This is a genomic window from Pseudomonas cerasi (assembly GCF_027983475.1).
Lineage (GTDB): Bacteria > Pseudomonadota > Gammaproteobacteria > Pseudomonadales > Pseudomonadaceae > Aquipseudomonas > Aquipseudomonas cerasi.
On sequence record NZ_JAQJVM010000001.1, the window covers coordinates 1,868,759 to 1,889,078 of the forward strand.

The 20,320-nt window shown below is 62.6% G+C and carries 14 protein-coding genes; 11 read left to right on the forward strand and 3 right to left on the reverse strand.

Annotated features, from left to right (window positions below; all coding sequences use genetic code 11):
* Positions 1-40 precede the first annotated feature (40 nt).
* Positions 41-1,000, reverse strand: coding sequence for a glutathione synthase (gene gshB, locus PI739_RS08155; protein ID WP_003316740.1), 960 nt, complete (start codon positions 998-1,000; stop codon positions 41-43).
* Between the two features lie 254 nt (positions 1,001-1,254).
* On the opposite strand from gshB, the gene pilG reads away from it, so the two are divergent.
* From pilG to PI739_RS08185, 6 genes are read left to right on the forward strand one after another with little or no spacing between them, the layout of a single operon-like run.
* Positions 1,255-1,665, forward strand: a complete 411-nt coding sequence (gene pilG, locus PI739_RS08160) for a twitching motility response regulator PilG (protein ID WP_003366149.1) — start codon at positions 1,255-1,257, stop codon at positions 1,663-1,665.
* Positions 1,666-1,711: 46 nt separating this feature from the next.
* A complete protein-coding gene (gene pilH / locus PI739_RS08165) occupies positions 1,712-2,077 on the forward strand; it encodes a twitching motility response regulator PilH (protein ID WP_003316741.1) in 366 nt (121 codons plus the stop codon).
* A gap of 14 nt (positions 2,078-2,091) precedes the next feature.
* Positions 2,092-2,631 carry a chemotaxis protein CheW gene (locus PI739_RS08170; RefSeq protein ID WP_003432055.1) on the forward strand — a complete coding sequence of 180 codons (540 nt, stop codon included), beginning with the start codon at positions 2,092-2,094 and terminating at the stop codon, positions 2,629-2,631.
* A 50-nt stretch (positions 2,632-2,681) separates the two neighbouring features.
* On the forward strand, positions 2,682-4,724 hold the full coding sequence (locus PI739_RS08175; protein ID WP_032609251.1) for a methyl-accepting chemotaxis protein: 2,043 nt from the start codon (positions 2,682-2,684) through the stop codon (positions 4,722-4,724).
* 47 nt (positions 4,725-4,771) lie between these two features.
* Positions 4,772-10,753 carry an Hpt domain-containing protein gene (locus tag PI739_RS08180; RefSeq protein ID WP_271351688.1) on the forward strand — a complete coding sequence of 1,994 codons (5,982 nt, stop codon included), beginning with the start codon at positions 4,772-4,774 and terminating at the stop codon, positions 10,751-10,753.
* The gene (locus PI739_RS08185) at positions 10,746-11,216 is read left to right on the forward strand and encodes a chemotaxis protein CheW (protein WP_002551743.1); all 471 of its coding nucleotides are present in this window, start codon (positions 10,746-10,748) and stop codon (positions 11,214-11,216) included. The genes PI739_RS08180 and PI739_RS08185 overlap by 8 nt, the downstream gene beginning before the upstream one ends.
* A gap of 385 nt (positions 11,217-11,601) precedes the next feature.
* Here the strand turns inward: PI739_RS08185 and selO are convergent, their stop codons facing one another.
* Positions 11,602-13,065 (reverse strand): protein adenylyltransferase SelO, encoded by a 1,464-nt coding sequence (gene selO, locus PI739_RS08190; RefSeq protein ID WP_054081281.1) that lies wholly within the window; start codon positions 13,063-13,065, stop codon positions 11,602-11,604.
* Positions 13,066-13,202: 137 nt separating this feature from the next.
* Positions 13,203-13,868 carry a GntR family transcriptional regulator gene (locus tag PI739_RS08195; protein WP_005778794.1) on the reverse strand — a complete coding sequence of 222 codons (666 nt, stop codon included), beginning with the start codon at positions 13,866-13,868 and terminating at the stop codon, positions 13,203-13,205.
* A gap of 253 nt (positions 13,869-14,121) precedes the next feature.
* Between PI739_RS08195 and PI739_RS08200 the strand changes: the two genes are divergently transcribed.
* From PI739_RS08200 to PI739_RS08220, 5 genes are read left to right on the forward strand one after another with little or no spacing between them, the layout of a single operon-like run.
* The gene (locus tag PI739_RS08200; RefSeq protein WP_002551747.1) at positions 14,122-15,354 is read left to right on the forward strand and encodes an NRAMP family divalent metal transporter; all 1,233 of its coding nucleotides are present in this window, start codon (positions 14,122-14,124) and stop codon (positions 15,352-15,354) included.
* A gap of 15 nt (positions 15,355-15,369) precedes the next feature.
* Entirely contained in the window at positions 15,370-16,134 is a 765-nt protein-coding gene (locus PI739_RS08205) for a LamB/YcsF family protein (RefSeq protein WP_003366163.1), read from the forward strand.
* A gap of 2 nt (positions 16,135-16,136) precedes the next feature.
* Positions 16,137-16,931: a putative hydro-lyase gene (locus PI739_RS08210; protein ID WP_003366165.1), complete on the forward strand. Its 795-nt coding sequence runs from the start codon at positions 16,137-16,139 to the stop codon at positions 16,929-16,931.
* A 9-nt stretch (positions 16,932-16,940) separates the two neighbouring features.
* A complete protein-coding gene (locus PI739_RS08215) occupies positions 16,941-18,545 on the forward strand; it encodes a 5-oxoprolinase subunit B/C family protein (protein WP_054081282.1) in 1,605 nt (534 codons plus the stop codon).
* Positions 18,542-20,275, forward strand: coding sequence for an acetyl/propionyl/methylcrotonyl-CoA carboxylase subunit alpha (locus PI739_RS08220; protein WP_054081283.1), 1,734 nt, complete (start codon positions 18,542-18,544; stop codon positions 20,273-20,275). The genes PI739_RS08215 and PI739_RS08220 overlap by 4 nt, the downstream gene beginning before the upstream one ends.
* Positions 20,276-20,320: the final 45 nt, after the last annotated feature.

Sequence of the window (20,320 nt, forward strand, 5' to 3'; positions counted from 1 at the left end):
GCGCACGGTGTTGACCGTGGCCGGCGGCGTCAGTGGCTGATCAGCCCTTGCGTGCTTGCAGCTTCTTCTCGATCGCGTCCATCAGCAGGCCACCAATGTTGGTGCCGAAGGCGTTGTCGATCTCGCGGATGCAGGTCGGGCTGGTGACGTTGATTTCGGTCAGGTGCTCACCGATCACGTCGAGGCCGACGAACAGCAGGCCTTTTTCACGCAGGGTCGGGCCGATCTGTTCGGCGATCCAGCGGTCCTTGTCGCTCAACGGACGGGCCTCGCCACGCCCGCCTGCCGCCAGATTGCCACGCGTTTCGCCGGCTGCCGGGATGCGCGCCAGGCAATACGGGACCGGTTCGCCATCGACCATCAGAATGCGTTTGTCGCCGTCCTTGATGGCGGGCAGGTAGCCCTGCGCCATGATTTGCTGCGTGCCGTGGGCGGTCAGGGTTTCGAGGATCACTGACAGGTTCGGATCGCCCGCACGATGGCGGAAGATCGACGCACCGCCCATGCCGTCCAGCGGCTTGAGGATCACGTCGCCGTGCTGTTCGGCGAATTCACGGATGATGTCCGCGCGGCGACTGACCAGTGTCGGCGGTGTGCACTGCGGGAACAGCGTGGCGAACAGCTTCTCGTTGCAGTCACGCAGGCTCTGCGGCTTGTTGACCACCAGGACGCCGGCACGCTCGGCCTGCTCCAGCAGGTAGGTGGCGTAGACGAACTCCATGTCGAACGGCGGATCCTTGCGCATCAGGATCACGTCCAGATCGTCAAGACCTGCGTCGACTTCGGCTTCGAACTCGAACCATTTGGCCGGATCGGCAAACACCTTGAGCGGCTTCATGCGTGCGCGGGCTTGGCCGGCGTTCTGATACAGGTCTTTCTGTTCCATATAGAACAGTGACCAGCCGCGTTCCTGGGCGGCAAGCAGCATGGCCAGCGAGCTGTCCTTTTTATAGGAAATGCGCTCAATGGGGTCCATGACAATCCCTAGGCGAACGCTCATGGGCAATATCCTCTGATCGGTAAGGGCCGCAACGGCCGTAAAATTGGCATCAGGGTGGCGCTCCGATTGCTCCCGGTCAAGGGGCAGGCCTGCCGCGATGCGCCAAGGTGCACTTTATGGATTGCGTCTGGAGAGTGTGCTAAAAAGGCTCGGCATCCGGTCTTCGGTCCCAGTGGGTCAACGAAGCGATACCGTCAGGCTCCCAGTGCCTCGCAGAATGCGCAAAAATTCGCTGCGGCGATGGAAGAGCAGCTATGGAACAACACGCCTCCGCCCTGAAAGTCATGGTCATCGATGATTCGAAGACCATCCGCCGCACCGCCGAAACACTGCTCAAGAACGCAGGCTGTGAAGTCATCACTGCGATAGACGGTTTCGACGCGCTGGCCAAGATTGCCGATAACCACCCGCGAATCATATTCGTCGATATCATGATGCCGCGTCTGGACGGTTATCAGACCTGCGCGCTGATCAAGAACAACCGGGCATTCAAGTCGACGCCGGTCATCATGCTGTCCTCCAAGGACGGCCTGTTCGACAAGGCCAAGGGGCGGATTGTCGGTTCCGATCAGTTTTTGACCAAGCCTTTCAGCAAGGAAGAACTGCTCAGCGCGATCAAGGCTCATGTGCCGGGCTTCGTTGCAGCAGAACAACACATACCATGACGCCCGCGCCTGATGTAGCGCGCTCGTAATCTGACGGGGAACACCCATGGCTCGAATATTGATCGTCGATGACTCGCCGACTGAAATGTACAAACTCACCGGCATGCTGGAAAAGCACGGTCATGAAGTGCTCAAGGCCGAAAACGGCGCTGATGGCGTGGCCCTGGCCCGTCAGGAAAAGCCCGATGCCGTGCTGATGGACATCGTCATGCCGGGGCTCAACGGCTTTCAGGCCACGCGTCAGCTGACCAAGGATGCCGACACCAGCATGATCCCGGTGATCATGATTACCACCAAGGATCAGGAGACCGACAAGGTCTGGGGCAAACGTCAGGGCGCACGCGATTACCTGACCAAGCCGGTGGACGAAGAAACCCTGATGAAAACCCTGAATGCGGTGCTGGCCGGCTGATTGCCGGAATCGCCATGGCCGAGCCGCGCACCGCTTTTGAACTGCTTCTGGATATGGATCGACGCTGTCGTTCGCTGGCGGCGGGCCTGCCGCTGCAGGAAGCCCATCAGCAGGACTGGGTCGGTATCGGCTTTCGCATGGGCGAGCAACGGTTTGTAGCGCCGATCGGCGAGATCGCCGAAATCCTTCACGAACCCCATCATGCGGTAATGCCCGGTGTGAAGTTCTGGGTGGCGGGTATCGCCAACCTGCGCGGTCGCTTGTTGCCACTCATGGATCTGTGCGGGTTTTTCGGCCACGAACTGGTGCCGGTGCGCAAACAGCGACGGGTGCTGGTGGTCGAGCACCATGATGTATTTGCCGGTCTGCTGGTCGATGAAGTGTTCGGCATGCAACGTTTCAGTCAGTTGAGCCTCATACCCCAGACCCCGCAGGACATGGATCAGCGTATGGTGCCGTTCCTGCGCGGGCAGTTTATCCGCGAACAGGCGTGGCAGATCTTCAGCCCGTGGGCGCTGGTGCAGTCTGCGGAGTTCATGGACCTGGCTTCCTAGCATGTCGGGCCTGGTGTGTTTCACAATTGATCCAGGCGGGGGCCTGATTAATGAGTAGTACAGACCGGTCAAGGGAAGGCGCAAGAAGCCGGACGCAGATTATTCTGCTGTTCGTGGCGCTTATCGTTTTCATCATGTTGCTGTTCGCCAACTTCGCTTACCTCAACACTCAGTCCAACTACGACAAACAGTACATCGGGCATGCCGGTGAGCTGCGCGTCCTGTCGCAACGCATCGCGAAAAACGCCACCGAAGCGGCTGCCGGCAAAACCCAGGCGTTCAAGTTGCTGGCCGATGCGCGCAATGATTTCGACGTGCGCTGGGGCTATCTGAGAAAGGGCGACCCGGCCACCGGATTGCCTGCGGCCCCCGACCTGATACGCGACGAATTGCGCACCGTGCAACGTGACTGGGAAGGACTGCGCAAGAGCACCGACGTGATTCTGGCCAGCGAACAGACCGTTCTGTCGCTGCATCAGGTGGCGGCAACACTGGCCGAAACCATTCCGCAATTGCAGGCCGAATACGAGAAAGTCGTCGAGAGCCTGCTGCAAAGCCGTGCGCCCGCCGCACAGGTGGTGGTTGCGCAACGCCAGGCGCTGCTCGCAGAACGAATTCTCGGCTCGGTCAACACCGTGCTGGCCGGTGATGAAACGGCTGTGCAGGCCGCCGACGCCTTTGGTCGCGATGCCAGCCAGTTTGGTCGGGTGCTCAACGGCATGCTGGAGGGCAACGCCACGCTGCGCATATCCCAAGTCGAGGACCGCGATGCGCGCGCGCGGCTGGCAGAGATCGCCGAGCTGTTCGAATTCGTCTCCGGCTCGGTGGACGAGATTCTCGAAACCTCGCCCGAGCTGTATCAGGTGCGCGAGGCCTCGGGCAACATCTTCAACACCTCACAGACCCTGCTGGATGAAACCTCGGTACTCGCCAACAGCCTGGAAAACCTTGCCAAGCGCCGCACCATGAACACCGTCGGCGGCTATGTGCTGGGCTTGCTGGCGCTGGCGTCGATCATCCTCATCGGTCTGGTCATGGTGCGCGAGACCAATCGCCAGTTGCGCGAAACTGCGCAGAAGAGCGAACGCAACCAGACGGCGATCATGCGTCTGCTGGACGAGATCGAGAACCTCGCCGATGGCGACCTGACGGTCACGGCCTCGGTGACCGAGGACTTCACCGGGGCGATTGCCGACTCCATCAATTACTCCATCGACCAGTTGCGCGAGCTGGTGGTGACCATCAACCTGACTGCCGAGCAGGTAGCGGCTGCGGTGACCGAAACCCAGGCGACGGCCATGCAATTGTCGGCTGCTTCAGAGCACCAGGCGTTGCAGATCAGTGCGGCGTCGACAGCGATCAACGACATGGCGGCGTCCATCGATCAGGTTTCGACCAACGCCTCGGAGTCCTCGGCCGTGGCGGAGCGCTCCGTGACGATAGCCAATAAAGGCAACGAGGTGGTGCAAAACACCATTCATGGCATGGACAACATTCGCGAGCAGATTCAGGACACCTCCAAGCGCATCAAGCGTCTGGGCGAGTCGTCACAGGAGATTGGCGACATCGTCAGCCTGATTGACGACATTGCCGACCAGACCAATATTCTGGCCCTCAACGCTGCCATTCAGGCGTCGATGGCCGGTGATGCCGGACGAGGGTTTGCCGTGGTAGCCGACGAAGTACAACGGCTGGCCGAGCGTTCGTCGTCTGCGACCAAGCAGATCGAAACGCTGGTCCGGGCCATCCAGAACGACACCAACGAGGCGGTTATCTCCATGGAGCAGACCACCAGCGAAGTGGTGCGCGGTGCCCGGCTGGCGCAGGACGCCGGGGTGGCGCTGGGCGAAATCGAAGGGGTGTCCAGAGTGCTGGCCGAGCTGATCGAAAGTATCACCGATGCCGCCCACCAACAGGCCGAGTCTGCCGGGCAGATTTCGCAGATCATGACCGTCATTCAGCAGACCACTTCGCAGACCACCTCGGGCACATCGGCCACCGCCGAAAGCATCGGCAACCTGGCGAAAATGGCCAGCGAAATGCGGCGCTCGGTATCGGGCTTTGCCCTGCCGTCATCGAAGAAAGCCGGATGATGTACCGCACATGAACAACCTTGATTGGGTAACGGACGGTACTCGTCATGGCTGATCGTCACGATTACGTAGCTCTTGAGTGGCTGAAGGGCGAGATCGCCGAAACGCTGCGCCAGGCCCGACAGGCGCTGGACCCGTTCATCGAAGACCCGACCAACGCTGCAGCGATGGCCGAGTGCCTGAACCTGGTGCATCAGGTTCACGGCAGCCTGCAGATGATCGAGTTCTACGGCGCCGCGTTGCTGGCCGAGGAAATCGAGCAACTGGCGCTGGCGGTCCAGCAGAACCGCGTCAGCCATCCGATCGAGTCCGAGCAACTGTTGATCCAGGCCATGAGTCAGTTGCCGGTTTACCTGGAACGCATTCATTCCGCGCGCCGCGACCTGCCGCTGGTGGTCTTGCCATTGCTCAATGACCTGCGCAGTGCGCGGGGGGAAAGTCTGCTCTCGGAAACCAGCCTGTTCGCCCCGCAACTGGTCGTCGTGCCGCCGCTTGATGACGAGGAGCTGGCGCGGCGCAATACCCCGGAATTGCCCAACCTGCTGCGCAAGCTGCGCCAGACCCTGCAGGCGGCGCTGGCCGGCCTGATGCGCGAGCAGGGCGTGCAGACCCAGCTCGGCTACATGGCCAAGGTGTTTGCCCGGCTTGAACAGTTGTGCGAAGACGCGCCGCTCGGTGCGCTCTGGCGGATCGCCTCGGCACTGGTCGAAACCATGCTCAATGGCAACTTCACCAACAGCCCGGCGCTGCGCAGTCTGCTGAAGGACGCCGACAAGGAACTCAAGCGTCTGGCCGAGCAGGGCGTCACCGGCATCAACCAGCCCGCCCCCGAAGAGCTGTTGAAAAGCCTGCTGTTCTATATCGCCAAGTCCGACAGCCTGGCGCCGAAGATGCTCGACCTCAAGGACCAGTACGCGCTGGCCGATGCCTTGCCCGGCAACGATGTGGTCAATGAAGAGCGCGCCCGCATGGCCGGTCCGGACCGTGACGCCATGCGTTCGGTGATCGTGGCCTTGTGTGAAGGGCTGGTCAGGGTCAAGGAGCGGCTCGACGTGTTCGTGCGCGGCGACCGTCAGCATGTCAGCGAGCTCAACGCGTTGCTGCCGCCGTTGCGGCAGATTGCCGATACCCTGGCGGTGCTGGGTTTCGGCCAGCCGCGCAAGGTGATCATCGATCAGTTGTCTGTGGTGCTCGGTCTGGCGCAGGGGCAGCGCGAGCCCAGCGACGCTGCGCTGATGGATGTCGCGGGTGCCTTGCTCTACGTCGAATCGACCCTTGCCGGCATGGCCGGCAGTCACGAGCAGGTCAGCCGCGAGGAAAGCCGCCTGCCGACTACCGACCTGACGCAGATTCATCAACTGGTGATTCGCGAAGCCCGCACGGTGTTGCAGCAGGCCAAGGACGTGATCCTCGATTACATCGACGGCGAGTGGGACCGGCAGCGGCTCGATCCGCTGTGCGCGCTGATCGTGCAGGTACGGGGTGCGCTGGCGATGATCCCGCTGGCCCGTGCTGCCAGCCTGCTGGCCGCTTGTAACGAATACATTCAGGAACACCTGCTGGTGGACGAAACCCGTCCCACCTGGGTTCAGCTCGATTGCCTGGCCGACACCATCACCGGCATCGAGTATTACCTGGAGCGCATGCTCGAAGACCATCAGGCGCCTGGCGACCAGGTGCTCGACATGGCCCAGCAAAGCCTGGCACGGCTGGGCTATACGCCCGCTGCGGACACTCTCGAAGTGCCGTTGCTCGAAGAGATCATCACTCAGGACGAGTTGCTGGAGCTGGATGACCGCAAGGCGCTGGTCAGCCCCACGCAGACTATTGCCCAGGTCCTCGCCAGCCCGGTCTCGGCCGTCAACCCTCCTGCCCGTAACGTACCCACCAGCCTGTTGCCGCCCGCGGCCGGAGAAGAGGCGGTGGACGACGAGTTGCGCGATGTGTTTCTCGAAGAGGCCGACGAGGTGCTCGACGCGCTGCGCGAGTACCTGCCGCGCTGGTTCACCTCGCTTGGCAGCGACGGCCATTGGGACAGCACGGCGCTGACCGAGGTACGCCGTGCGTTTCATACGCTCAAGGGCAGCGGCCGGATGGTGCGTGCACTGATCCTCAGCGAACTGGCCTGGGCGGTGGAAAACCTGCTCAACCGGATGCTGGAAGGCGACGTACTGCCGGGCCTCGAGGTGCAGCAATTGATGAGCGAAGTGCAGGCGCTGCTGCCGTCGGTCATCCGCGACTTTGCCGAAGATGCACAGTGCCAGCGTAACGATGTCGACCTGTTGGCGGCCCGTGCCCATGCGTTGGCCAATGGGCTGGAGCTGCCGACGCTGCAGGTCGCGGATGATCATGAGGCAGGCGAGCCTGTTGCCGCCGAAGCGCTCGATCCACAGTTGCTGGAGATTTTCCGTCAGGAAGCGCTCGGCCATCTGAACACCCTCGGCCGCTTCCTCGACAACGCCGAACAATCAGCGTCGCCGGCGATCAGCGACGCGGTGCTGCGTGCGCTGCATACGCTCAAGGGCAGCGCGCACATGGCCGGGGTGCTGCCGATTGCCGAACTGGCCAGCCCGCTCGATCAACTGGTGCGTGAATACAAGGCCAACCTCATCGATATCGGCTCACCGGAACTCGTCCTGCTGCGCAGCGCCGAGCCGTTGCTGCACAAGGGCCTCGAGCAACTCGACAGCACGCCGCTGGCCGATATTCCGGGTGCCGCGCCGCTGATCGAGGCCGCCCTGGCGATGCTCAACGAGCGCCTCACCGTGGTGCTGCGCGAGTCGGACAGCGGCCTGCGGATCAAGCGCAACCCCACGCTGCTCGCCAGTTTTCTGGCCGAAGGCATGGACATCGTGCTGGATGCGGAAAACCTCCTGCGGCGCTGGCGGCAGCACCCCGGCGAACGTCAGGAACTGAGCACGCTGCTCGATGAGCTGACCACCCTCGGTCACGGCGCGCATCTGGCCGACCTGCCGCAGGTCGATGAACTGTGCGAAGCCTTGCTCGACCTCTACGGGGCGGTCGAAGAAAGCAGTCTGGCGGTCAGCGAACGGTTTTTCGATGTGGCAGAAAATGCTCACGAAGCGCTGATCAACATGCTTGATCAGGTGGCTGCCGGCCAGGATGTCGAGCCGCGTCCCGAGTGCGTGCGTGCCTTGAACCAGTTGCTGGATCAGGCGCTTGACCCGTCGGCGACCGGGCTGGTCAAGAGCGACGGCCATCGCACGTTGAGCGTTACCGAGCTCAACGCCGCCACCGAGCAACTGGCCAACGAGGCCGGGCACACTGACACTGACGTTGCCGGTCCGGACGACGAAATCGTCGAGATATTTCTGGAGGAAGCCGTCGATATCCTCGACAGTGCCGGTCAAGCGTTGCAGCGCTGGCTGGCCGACCCAGAAAACCCTGCGCCGCTGGCCTCGTTGCAGCGTGACCTGCACACCCTCAAGGGCGGTGCGCGGATGGCTGAGGTGGGCGAGGTGGGCGATCTGGCCCACGAACTGGAAAACCTCTACGAAGGCTTGATCGACCGGCGCTTCAACCATTCGCCGACGCTGGCCGAGCTGCTGCACGAGAGCCACGACCATCTGGCGATTCTGCTCGAGCAACTGTATCGGCAGGAAGCGCTCAGCGACCCTTCGGCCTTGATCGAAGCGCTGCGCAGCTGCCGCACGCTCGAGAGCACCGGGCCCGAGGTGCAGGCCTCGCCGCTGGCCAATGAAGATCTTCCCGAACATGACACCGAGCTGCGTGAAGTCTTCCTCGAGGAAGGTTTCGACATCATGGAAAGCTCCGGCGCGGCATTGGCCCGCTGGCAGGCCGATCCGCATAACATGCTGGAGGTCGAAAACCTGCTGCGCGACCTGCACACCCTCAAGGGCGGCGCGCGGATGGTGGAAATCGCTCCGATAGGCGACCTCGCTCACGAGCTGGAGACGCTTTACGAGGGGCTTTCCACCGGAAGTCTGCAGCCCGCGCCGTTGATGATCGGCCTGTTGCAGAGCGGTCAGGATGTGCTGGCCGACATGCTCGATGCCGTGCGCAATGAAAAACCGTTGCCTGATGCCACCTTGCTGATTGAGAGCATTCGCAGGCTGGCCACCGATGAGCCGGTGGGCGCACCGCTGGCTGCGCAGGACCCGGAAGTCAGTCCGGAGTCAGTCGTCGCCGTGGCCCCGGTCGCCGAAGGGGAGGCCGAGCGCAGCGGCCCGGAAATGGTCAAGGTGCCTGCCGAGCAACTGGAAGACCTGGTCAACCTGGCCGGCGAAACATCCATCTTCCGTGGACGCATCGAACAGCAGATCATTGATTCGCAGATCGCTCTGGTCGAGATGGAAACCACCATCGAGCGGATGCGCGACCAATTGCGTCGTCTCGATATGGAAACCCAGGGGCGCATCCTTAGCCGGGAGCAGGTCCAGGCCGAGCGGCTGGGTTACGAAGAGTTCGACCCGCTGGAAATGGACCGTCATTCGCAGTTACAGCAACTGTCGCGCGCCTTGTTCGAATCGGCGTCCGACCTGATGGACCTCAAGGAAACCCTCGGTGCGCGCGCCCGCGACGCAGAAACGCTGCTGTCGCAACAGGCCAGGGTCAACACCCAGCTCCAGGAAGGCCTGATGCGTACGCGCATGGTGCCGTTCGAGCGATTGGTGCCACGCCTGCGTCGTGTGGTACGCCAAGTGGCGTCGGAACTGCACAAGAAAGTCCATTTCGAAGTGGGCAATGCCGACGGTGAAATGGACCGCAACGTGCTGGAGCGAATGGTCGCGCCTCTTGAGCACATGCTGCGCAACGCCGTCGATCACGGGCTTGAAAGCACCGAAAAACGCATCGCCGCCGGCAAGCCGGAGCAGGGCCATATCAGTCTGGAACTGATGTACGAAGGCGGCGATATGGTCATCGAACTGAGCGATGATGGCTCTGGCGTTGACCTCGCTGCAGTACGTCGCAAGGCCATCAAGCGCGGCATGATCCACCCGGATGCCGATCTGTCCGACCATGAAGTGTTGCCGTTCATTCTGCAGGCGGGGTTTTCCACCAGCGAGATCATCACCCAGATTTCCGGCCGTGGTGTGGGCATGGATGTGGTGCACGCCGAGGTCAAGCAACTGGGCGGTTCCATGGTCATCGACTCGGTGCCGGGCAAGGGCACGCGCTTCCGTATCCGGCTGCCGATTTCGGTGTCGGTCAACCGGGCGTTGATGGTGACGTGCGGCGAAGAACAGTATGCGGTACCGCTCAATACCGTCGATGGCATCGTGCGTGTCATGGCCAATGAGCTGGACGGCTATTACCAGACCACCCCGCCGCGCTATCAATATGGCGGACGCAGTTACGAGTTGCGCTATCTGGGCGAGTTGCTGGGCAGCAGCCCGCCCAGACTGGCCGGGCAATTGCAGCCGCTGCCGGTGTTGCTGGTGCATCTGCAGGATCAGTGGGTGGCGGTGCAGGTCGATGCGCTGGCAGGCTCGCGCGAGATCGTGGTCAAGAGCCTTGGTACGCAGTTCTCAAGGGTGCAGGGCATTTCCGGTGCGACCATTCTGGGTGACGGCCGCGTGGTGCTGATTCTCGATCTGATGGCGCAGATCCGTACCTTGCAGGGCTTGCCTTTCAGAGGGTTGGCACCTGCCTACCACGAAGCCGAGCACGCCAGACCGTTGCTGGTGATGGTGGTGGACGATTCGGTGACGGTGCGCAAAGTCACCAGCCGCTTGCTGGAGCGCCACGGCATGCACGTACTGACTGCCAAGGACGGTGTCGATGCCATGACCCTGTTGCAGGAGCACACGCCTGACATCATGCTGCTCGATATCGAAATGCCGCGTATGGACGGCTTTGAAGTGGCCAGCCAGATCCGCCAGGACGAACAGCTCAAGGAACTGCCTATCATCATGATCACCTCTCGCTCGGGCCAGAAGCATCGCGATCGGGCGATGGCGGTGGGCGTCAACGAGTACCTGAGCAAGCCCTATCAGGAAACCGTGTTGCTGGAGAGCATCGCTTACTGGAGCCAGGCGCATGTCTGAAGGCACGTTCCAGACCAGCCGGCTGACCAGTCTGACCGGCCTGCTGCTGCCGTTGAGTGACCGGCATCTGCTGCTGCCTAACGTCGCGGTCGCCGAGTTGATCGATTACCAGGATTGCAGCGCAGAGCCGGGCGCCCCCGAGTGGTACCTGGGACCGATCAGCTGGCGCGAACTGACCTTGCCGCTGCTCAGCTTCGAAGCCGCCTGCGGAGGCCGCACCCGTGTCGGCGGTCGAGCCCGGATCGTGGTGCTCAACGCACTGGGCGGACGCAACGATGTCAGGTTCATCGCCCTGCTGACCCAGGGCATCCCGCGCTCGTGCAAGGTCGACAGCCAGTTGAGCTACGTCGACGTTCCGCTGGCCGAACTGGAGCTGGCCGCCGTACAGATCGGCGAAACCGTAGCCCGCATTCCCGACCTCGAAGGCCTGGAGCAATGGCTGGTGGATGCAGGGCTGTCATAGGTAAAGAGGACGCGGAGCGTCCAGAACGGCATGCGACGCGGAGCGCCGCACGATAGTGTGATGATCGTTCCTCACGCTCCAGCGTGGGAATGCCGTGCGTGACGCTCCGCGTCACAGATCTGCGCCGCGCCGCATACTCAAGATCGGACGCGGAGCGTCCAGAACGGCATGCGACGCGGAGCGCCGCACGATAGTTGAGATTATCGTTCCGCACGCTCCAGCGTGGGAATGCCGTGCGTGACGCTCCGCGTCACAGATCTGTGCCGCACCGCACATTCCGGATAGGACGCGGAGCGTCCAGAACGGCATGCGACGCGGAGCGCCGCACGATAGTGTGATGATCGTTCCTCACGCTCCAGCATGGGCACGATAGAGGACAAATGCCTCACGACGAACAGCTGATTTCCAGGTGCTTGCCCCAGTCCGGCGGGCGTTGGGCGTAGCCTTGCATGCCGGGCTGTTCGGTGAAGGGGGTGCAGAGCACTCGATGCAGGCGGCGGACTTCTTCGTAGTCGCCTTTTTCCGCTGCGGCGATGGCGTTCTGCGCCAGGTAGTTGCGCAGGATGTACAGCGGATTGACCGCATGCATGCGGGTTTGACGCTCCTGCTCGGTGCCGTTGTCCTCGACGGCAATACGCGTCTGATACGCTTCTGCCCAGGCATCGAAGCCCTTGATATCGACAAAGTCGTCACGCAATGTGCGCAACGCCTCGGCGGCTGGCTGGTCACCCAGGCGGCGGAAGAACAGGGTGTAATCCACGCCACTGTTCTGCATCAGCTTCAGCAACTGACTGACCAGTTGTTCGTCCTGCTCCTGGGCAACGGTCAGGCCCAGTCGGCGGCGCATCAGGTCCATGTAGTGCGCCTGATACAGCGGCAGGAACAAACCGATGGCCTCGCGCAACGCTTCCACGCTGATGAACGGGGTCAGCGCCTGTGCCAGCGCGCTGAGGTTCCATTGCGCGATAGGCACCTGATTGCTGAAGGAGTAGCGACCTTCGTGATCGGAATGGTTGCAGATGAAGTGCTCATCGAAATCGTCCAGAAACGCGAACGGTCCGAAATCGAAGGTAATGCCCAGAATCGACATGTTGTCGGTATTCATCACGCCATGACAGAAGCCGTAGGCCTGCCACTTGGCAATCAGCTCGGCGTTACGCTCGACGATTTCCCGGAACATCGCCAGATACGGCTCAGGCTGCTCCTGGCAGTGCGGGTAATGCATCGTCAGCACATGCTCGGCGAGGGTCTTCAACTGCTCTGGCTGTTTGGTGTAGAAAAAGTATTCCAGACTGCCGAAGCGCACATGGCTCTGCGCCAGACGCAGCACCATGGCTGCATGTTCCTGGGTTTCGCGCCACACCGGCGTGCTGGAGCTGACCACACACCCCGCGCGGCTGCTGGGGATGCCCAGCGCGTGCAGGGCTTCGGAGGCCAGAAACTCGCGGATCGACGAGCGCAGTACGGCGCGCCCGTCACCCATCCGTGAATACGGTGTGCGGCCTGCGCCCTTGAGGTGCAGGTCCCAGTGCTCGCCAGCGTCGTTGTACACCTCGCCTAGCAACAGCCCGCGACCGTCGCCCAGGCGCGGGTTGTAGGAGCCAAACTGATGCCCGGAATACACCATTGCCCGCGGCTCTGCCTCGGACCACAGCTTGTGGCCGCTGAAGATTTCCGCGAACAGCGGCAGATCGGCCTGTTCAGGCGCCAGGTCCAGCAGTGCCAGCGCTGACTGGCTGGCAACCACAAGCTGCGGCGCATCGATGGGTTCAGGCAGCACGGAAGTGGAGAACGCATCGCCCAGACGGGCAAAGCGGTTGTCGAAAGTGAGTTCGTCGAGTGCTTTCAAAGCGTATCGCCTCCAGAGGGGAATTTCAGGCTTTCAACGAAGCGGCGGCCTGCCTGGCTCGTCGGGCGTGTTGCAACGGTCAGAACCCGTAGACCGGGTCCCTGGGTGGTAGTTCTGGTGATGGGCCTGCGCCCGGACTACCGGTTCCGGCTTCGCTCGAAGGCGGCCAGAATCGTTCGTTCCGATTGCACCAGATAATCCTCGAGCATGCGCGTCGCCTCATCGGTCTTGCCCGCGTCAAGGCGCCCGAGTACCGCTGCATTCATGTCCAGATAGGGCGAATGCAGCAGCTCCGGGTCGTTGAGCAGCCCGAAGGCCAGGCGCAACTCTGCTGATATCTGCGCATAAAACGCCGCCAGTCGCGGGCTGTCGGACAGCTCGACGATGGCCTTGTGAAACATCATGTTGGCGGTGCCCACGGCAATCCAGTCCTTGGCCTCACGCGCCTGCACGCCGGCCTCGACCGCGTTGCGCATGTGCAGCACACCGGGATGCTGTGGATAAGCCTGGGCAATCGCCCCGCATTCGATGAAGCGCCGAATTCGGTAGATATCGATGATTGAAGCCATATCAGGCTTGGCCACGGTGACCCCTCGATTGGGTTCGTGGGTCAGCAGTCCTTCGCGGGTCAGCACTCTGAAGGCTTCTCTGAGGGTGTTACGGGAAATATCCAGACTCTCGGCCAGCGCGGCTTCCGAGAGGCGCTGACCGGGTACCAGCTCGCCCTCGACCAGCATTCTGCGAAGCTCAGTGGTGATCGATTCTCCGAGGGTGCGAGGGAGGGCAGAAGCAGCGTCGTTCATAAAGGGTCCAGAGAAAGAAAAGCCAGGTCGATATTCCACGACAGCTCATTGGCTGGCAAGGACGAAGGTCAGCAGATGCTTCATCAGGTAGCACATCTGAGTCCTCGCGTAACAACATGGTGCACATGGTTGATTCATATCACCTACATTGTTCAACAATATTATCTTTATAGATCTACAACTTGGCGCGTTTGAATGACCTTTGGCATGGTCATTGCTCTGGCAGAATACCCCTCATCTCAGGAATGCCGCCGTGACACAGACTGCCAATGAGTTCACCAAGGCGCGCCGCGCCTCTTTGATCGCCGCGATCTTCATGATGGCGACGTCTGCCATCGGTCCTGGTTTTCTGACCCAGACAGCCACGTTCACCGCGACTCTGGGAGCGGCATTCGCCTTCGGCATTCTGGCCTCGATCCTGATCGACTTCGTGGTGCAGTTGAATGTCTGGCGCATCGTGACGCTGACCAGAATGCGCGCGGCCGATCTGGCCAACGCAGCGATCCCGGGCAGCGGTTATCTGCTCGCCGTACTGGTCATCTTCGGCGGCCTGGTGTTCAGTCTGGGCAACATCGCCGGTGCGGGCCTGGGCTTGAATGCGTTGACCGGTCTTGACCCCAAATGGGGGGGCGCCTTGAGCGCGCTGATCGCCATCGCGATTTTCTCATCGCACCGCGCCGGCATTGCCATGGACCGCATCATGATGGTGCTGGGCACTCTGAAGGTCTGCCTGATCCTCTTCGCCGCCTTTGCCTCGCATCCGCCGCTGGGCGAGGCCCTGCGCCAGACGATCCTGCCGGACATGGTCGATTTCGCGGCCATCACCACCATTGTCGGCGGCACGGTCGGTGGCTATATCACTTACGCCGGTGCTCACCGCTTGCTGGATCGCGGCACCGTCGGGGTCGAGAACATCGATGTCGTGTCCAAGGCGGCGCTGACCGGTATTCTGGTCACCGGGGTTGTCCGTTACATACTGTTTCTGGCGATCCTCGGCGTGGTCGCCAGCGGCGTCGTCATCGATGTATCCGGCCAGGGCGCAAACCCTGCGGCCCAGGCGTTCACCGCTGCCGCTGGCAACTTCGGCCTGATCATGTTCGGCCTGGTGCTCTGGGCGGCCGGCATCAGCAGCGTGATCGGCGCGTCCTATACTTCGATGTCGTTCATCACGGTATTTTCCAAACGCATCACCGAGCGCGTGCGCAACCTGGCAACTGTCGGCTTTATCCTGATCACCGTGGTCGTATACGTCATGTGGGGCAAACCACCGGCCGCGCTGCTGGTCTTTGCCGGGGGCTTCAACGGTTTGATCCTGCCACTGGGCCTGAGCATTTTCATGTACGTCGGCTGGCGCCGGTCCGACATGATGGACGGCTACCACTACCCGCGCTGGCTATTGGTGCTGGGCGTGCTGACCTGTCTGCTGTCGTGGTACATGGCGTTCAAATCGGCGGGAGCCATCTTTGCCTTCATCAATGCAGCCTGATTTCGGAGAATAAAAATGCCTGCAATAGACCTCAACAGTGATCTCGGTGAAAGCTTCGGCGCCTGGAGCATGGGCGACGACGAGGCGATTCTCGATGTGGTCAGCAGCGCCAATGTGGCCTGCGGCTTCCATGCCGGTGACCCGGCCGGAATCCTGCGCACCCTTGAGGCCGCTGCGGCCCGGGGCGTTGCCATCGGCGCGCATGTGGCCTACCCGGACCTGGTAGGGTTTGGCCGCCGCAACATGGACATCCCGAGCGACCAACTGACCGCCGACGTCATTTATCAGATCGGCGCGCTTCAGGGCCTGGCCCGCAGCGCCGGGACCCGCGTGAGCTACGTCAAGCCTCACGGCGCGCTGTACAACACCATTGCCGGTGATCAGCGTCAGGCCGCGGCAGTCATTCAGGCGCTGCTGCGTATTGACCCCGCGTTGAAGCTGGTGTGCCTGGCTAATTCCCCGCTGCTCGACTGGGCACGCGACGCCGGGCTTTCCTGCGTCGCCGAAGCGTTCGCCGACCGCGCCTATACCGCTGAAGGCACGCTGGTCTCGCGCTCGCGGCCCGGTGCCGTGCTGCACGACGCCGAACTGATCGCCGAACGCATGCTGCGCCTGGTGCGCGAAGGCATCATTGAGGCTGAAGACGGCCGCGAAATCAGCCTGCAGGCCGATTCGATCTGCGTGCATGGCGACAGCCCGGGCGCGGTGAACATCGCCCGCATCCTGAAAAACCGTTTGCACGATGCAGGCGTCACTGTCCGCGCATTCAATCGAGGTTGATCATGAATTCACTGCAACTCGCCCGCGAGGCAGCCAGCGCCGCCCGTGCCCGTTATCGCCAGGGATTCGTCGCGCCGACCGCCGGCGAAGCGCCCGGTCTGACCCAGTGCAACATGATCACGCTGCCGCGTGAATGGGCGTATGACTTTCTGCTGTTCGCGCAGCGCAACCCGCAAGCCTGCCCGGTGCTGGATGTGACCGAGCCCGGCAGCCACACCACGCTGTTGGCCGAACAGGCTGATCTGCGCACCGACCTGCCGCTGTACCGGGTCTGGCGCGATGGGCAACTGGCCGAAGAGCTGAGTGATGTGAGCCACATCTGGGCGCAGCACACTGATCTGGTCAGCTTTCTGATCGGCTGCAGTTTCACCTTCGAAACCGACCTGATGCACGCCGGCATCGATGTGCGCCACATCAGCGAAGGCTGCAATGTGCCGATGTACCGCAGCAACCGGATCTGCCGCCCGGCCGGCCGCCTGCAGGGCAACATGGTGGTGTCGATGCGCCCGATCGCGGCGGACCGGGTGGCCGAAGCGGCGCGCATCACCGGGCGCTATCCCGGTGTGCACGGCGCGCCGGTACACGTCGGCGAGCCTGGACTGCTCGGCATCGACGACCTGGCGAACCCTGACTTTGGTGATGCGGTGACGATCAGGCCCGGCGAGATTCCGGTGTTCTGGGCCTGCGGTGTGACCCCGCAGGCGGTGGTCATGGCGTCCCGTGTGCCGTTTGCGATTTCTCATGCGCCGGGCCACATGTTCATTACCGATATTCCGGACAGCTACTACCACGTATAGGAGAGGCTCATGCGTTTCTACCCGGCCAACCTGGATGCACTCCTGGTTGAACTGTCGAATCTGGACGAGACCCTGGCCCTGTTCGAATCGTTACAGCAGATGCCCATCGCTGGCGTGGAGGAAATCGTTCCGGCTGCCCGGACGTTGCTGGTGCATTTTCGACCAGCCGCCATCGGCTTCGAAGCCCTCGCCACACAGATCGCCTCGCGGGACATTCGTGGCAAGGCACGCGAGGCGGGCAAACTGATCGAAATACCTGTGCATTACAACGGCGAAGACCTGGCCGATGTCGCCCGAGAGCTGGGCATCAGCGTCGAGGAAGTGATCAAGCGCCACACCGGCAGCGACTACAACGTTGCGTTCTGCGGCTTTGCGCCCGGTTTTGCCTACCTCAGCGGCGGCGCCGGCTTCGTGGTCCCACGACGCAGCACGCCGCGCACGCGTATTCCGGCTGGCGCAGTGGCGCTGGCCGGTGGTTTCAGTGGCATTTATCCACAGGCCAGCCCCGGCGGCTGGCAGATCATCGGGGTGACCCCCTCAACCATGTGGGATCTGGGCCGCGACGAGCCCGCCTTGCTTCAGCCCGGCTACCGCGTGCGTTTCCAGGATGCCGGTCCGCTCCCGGAGACCCGTGTGCAGGTTGCCGCACCTGTCCGGCCGCAGGCGACGACGGTCAACGAGGACTATCTGCAGATCGTAACGCCAGGTCTGCAGACCCTGTTTCAGGACCTGGGTCGTCCAGGTCGGGCAGGGCAGGGTGTGTCCGCATCGGGCGCGCTGGATCGCGGCGCCTTGCGTGCTGCCAACCGCGCGGTGGGCAACGATCCGGCGACGGCGTGCCTGGAAATTCTCATGGGCGGGCTGACCTTCACCTGTCAGGGGCAGACTGTTGTGGCGATTACCGGGGCCCAGGTCAGCGTCGAGGTGCTGACCGCCGAAGGACAAAAGCTGCAGGCGCCGTTGTATGCACCGCTGGCTTTGCAGAGCGGCGATCAGGTGAGCATCGGTTCGCCCAGCGCCGGTCTGCGCAATTATCTGGCGGTTCGTGGCGGTTTCATTCATGAGCCGGTGCTTGGCAGCCTGTCCACTGACACGCTGGCCCAGGTTGGGCCCGCCGCGCTGGCAGCGGGTGACCGGCTGGGCTTCACGCGCAGAACTGGCGGCCTTTCAGTATCGACTGCCGAACAACCGGCCTTCGAGATGCCGCGTAGCGATGAGGTCATCACCCTGGATGTGGTCATGGGCCCGCGCAGTGACTGGTTCAGCGCCGAAGCCCAGCAACTGCTGGCGCAACAGACCTGGCGGGTCACGCCGCAATCCAACCGTATCGGTATTCGCCTGGCGGGCGAGCAATCGCTGCAACGTGCCGTCGATGGCGAGTTGCCCAGTGAGGGCACCACGGTCGGCGCCATTCAGGTGCCGCCCAGTGGCCAGCCGGTGCTGTTTCTGGCCGATCACCCGTTGACCGGCGGTTACCCGGTCATCGGCGCAGTCGCCACTTACCACCTCGACAAGGCCGGGCAGATTCCGGTCAATGCCCGCATTCGCTTCAATCCGCTGAGCGCCTTCGAGCCAGTGCGCCCCGCCACTTCAGACGAGACCAAGAACAGATGAAAAAGGTTCTGATTGCCAATCGTGGCGAAATTGCCGTTCGTATTGCCCGTGCCTGCCGTGACTATGGAGTCGCCTCGGTGGCGGTGTACGCCGATGCCGATATCGACGCGCTGCACGTGCGTCAGGCCGATGAAGCCTATGGGTTGCAGGGCGAGCGCCCGACCGACACCTACCTGAATATCGAAAAGCTGCTGGCGGTTGCCGCTCGTGCCGGTGCCGACGCGGTTCACCCCGGCTACGGCTTTCTCTCGGAGCGCGCCGAATTCGCCCGCGCTGTGATCGATGCCGGTCTGATCTGGATCGGCCCCGATCCTGCGACCATCGACGCACTGGGTGACAAGGTCCAGGCGCGGCGTATAGCCCTGAAAGTCGGCGCACCGCTGGTGGCCGGTACTGAAGACCCGGTGAACGATGCCTCCGAGGTGGTCGCGTTTGCCGAGCAGCACGGCCTGCCGATTGCCATCAAGGCAGCCTTTGGCGGCGGTGGTCGCGGCCTGAAAGTCGCCTGGAAGCTCGATGAAGTCAGCGAGTTGTACGAGTCTGCGGTGCGTGAAGCGGTGACCGCGTTCGGTCGTGGCGAGTGCTTCGTCGAACGCTTTCTGGACCGCCCACGGCACATTGAAGCGCAGATCATCGCCGACCGGCATGGCCGGGTGGTTGTGGTCGGCACCCGGGATTGCTCGTTGCAGCGTCGCAACCAGAAGCTGATCGAGGAAGCCCCGGCCCCTTACCTGACCGACGAGCTGCGTCAGCGCATTCATGAGTCGGCCCGCGCGGTCTGCGCCGAAGCGGGCTATGTCGGTGCCGGTACAGTGGAGTTCCTGCTCAGCGGTGATGGCACCCTGTCGTTCCTGGAGGTCAACACGCGCTTGCAGGTCGAACACCCGGTGACGGAAGAAACCAGCGGTGTGGATCTGGTCATCGAACAACTTCGCGTCGCCGACGGCCTGCCGCTGTCGTTCGACGGTACACCTGTGCCGCGCGGCCACAGCTTTGAATTCCGCATCAATGCCGAAGACGCGGGCAACGGCTTTCTGCCGACGCCGGGGTCTATCGCGGTATTCCAGCCGCCATCCGGCCCGGGCGTGCGTCTGGACACCGGCGTGACGGAAGGCTCACGGGTCTCACCGAACTTCGACTCGATGATCGCCAAGCTGATCGTCACCGGCGCAACCCGCGAACAGGCCATCAGCCGCGCCCGCCGTGCGTTGGCCGAGTTCAAGGTGGAAGGCGTGGCCACCGTGCTGCCGTTCCATCGGGCGGTCATGGACCATGACGACTTCACGGCGGCCAATACCTTTGCCGTCCACACCCGCTGGATCGAAACCGACTTCGCCGAGCACGTCACCATCGCCCCGCGCAACGCAGAACCGGCCGACCCGGGCGTGCTGCGCACCTTCGTTGAAATCGACGGCAAACGCCACGAACTGGGCCTGCCTGCTGCGCTGCTGGCCGGCATGAGCCTGAACGCTGCCGCACCGGCTGACGCCAGCCAGCCAACTGCCGAAGCCCCGGACCCGCACGCAGTACTGACGCCGGTCGCGGGCAACCTGCATGCCTGGGCGGTTGAAGACGGTGCGACGGTAGAGAAGGGACAGGTGATCGCCATCATGGAGGCGATGAAGATGGAAACATCGATACTGGCACCGTGTGCCGGAACTGTGCAGATCAGCAAGGAGCCTGGGGGATATCTGGAGGCGAAGGTGGTGATTGGGCGGGTTGAGGCCTGATTTGATTGCTGGTGGGTGTCGACCGCGGTCGACACCCACTGTCAG

Excerpts from the sequence above, each read along its gene's own strand:
- PI739_RS08185 (WP_002551743.1), top strand. The coding sequence starts at position 10,746 with ATGTCTGAAGGCACGTTCCAGACCAGCCGGCTGACCAGTCTGACCGGC.
- PI739_RS08205 (WP_003366163.1), top strand. The coding sequence starts at position 15,370 with ATGCCTGCAATAGACCTCAACAGTGATCTCGGTGAAAGCTTCGGCGCC.
- PI739_RS08180 (WP_271351688.1), top strand. The coding sequence starts at position 4,772 with ATGGCTGATCGTCACGATTACGTAGCTCTTGAGTGGCTGAAGGGCGAG.
- PI739_RS08195 (WP_005778794.1), bottom strand. The coding sequence starts at position 13,868 with ATGAACGACGCTGCTTCTGCCCTCCCTCGCACCCTCGGAGAATCGATC.
- PI739_RS08175 (WP_032609251.1), top strand. The coding sequence starts at position 2,682 with ATGAGTAGTACAGACCGGTCAAGGGAAGGCGCAAGAAGCCGGACGCAG.
- PI739_RS08170 (WP_003432055.1), top strand. The coding sequence starts at position 2,092 with ATGGCCGAGCCGCGCACCGCTTTTGAACTGCTTCTGGATATGGATCGA.
- gshB (WP_003316740.1), bottom strand. The coding sequence starts at position 1,000 with ATGAGCGTTCGCCTAGGGATTGTCATGGACCCCATTGAGCGCATTTCC.
- PI739_RS08220 (WP_054081283.1), top strand. The coding sequence starts at position 18,542 with ATGAAAAAGGTTCTGATTGCCAATCGTGGCGAAATTGCCGTTCGTATT.
- PI739_RS08210 (WP_003366165.1), top strand. The coding sequence starts at position 16,137 with ATGAATTCACTGCAACTCGCCCGCGAGGCAGCCAGCGCCGCCCGTGCC.
- pilH (WP_003316741.1), top strand. The coding sequence starts at position 1,712 with ATGGCTCGAATATTGATCGTCGATGACTCGCCGACTGAAATGTACAAA.
- PI739_RS08215 (WP_054081282.1), top strand. The coding sequence starts at position 16,941 with ATGCGTTTCTACCCGGCCAACCTGGATGCACTCCTGGTTGAACTGTCG.
- pilG (WP_003366149.1), top strand. The coding sequence starts at position 1,255 with ATGGAACAACACGCCTCCGCCCTGAAAGTCATGGTCATCGATGATTCG.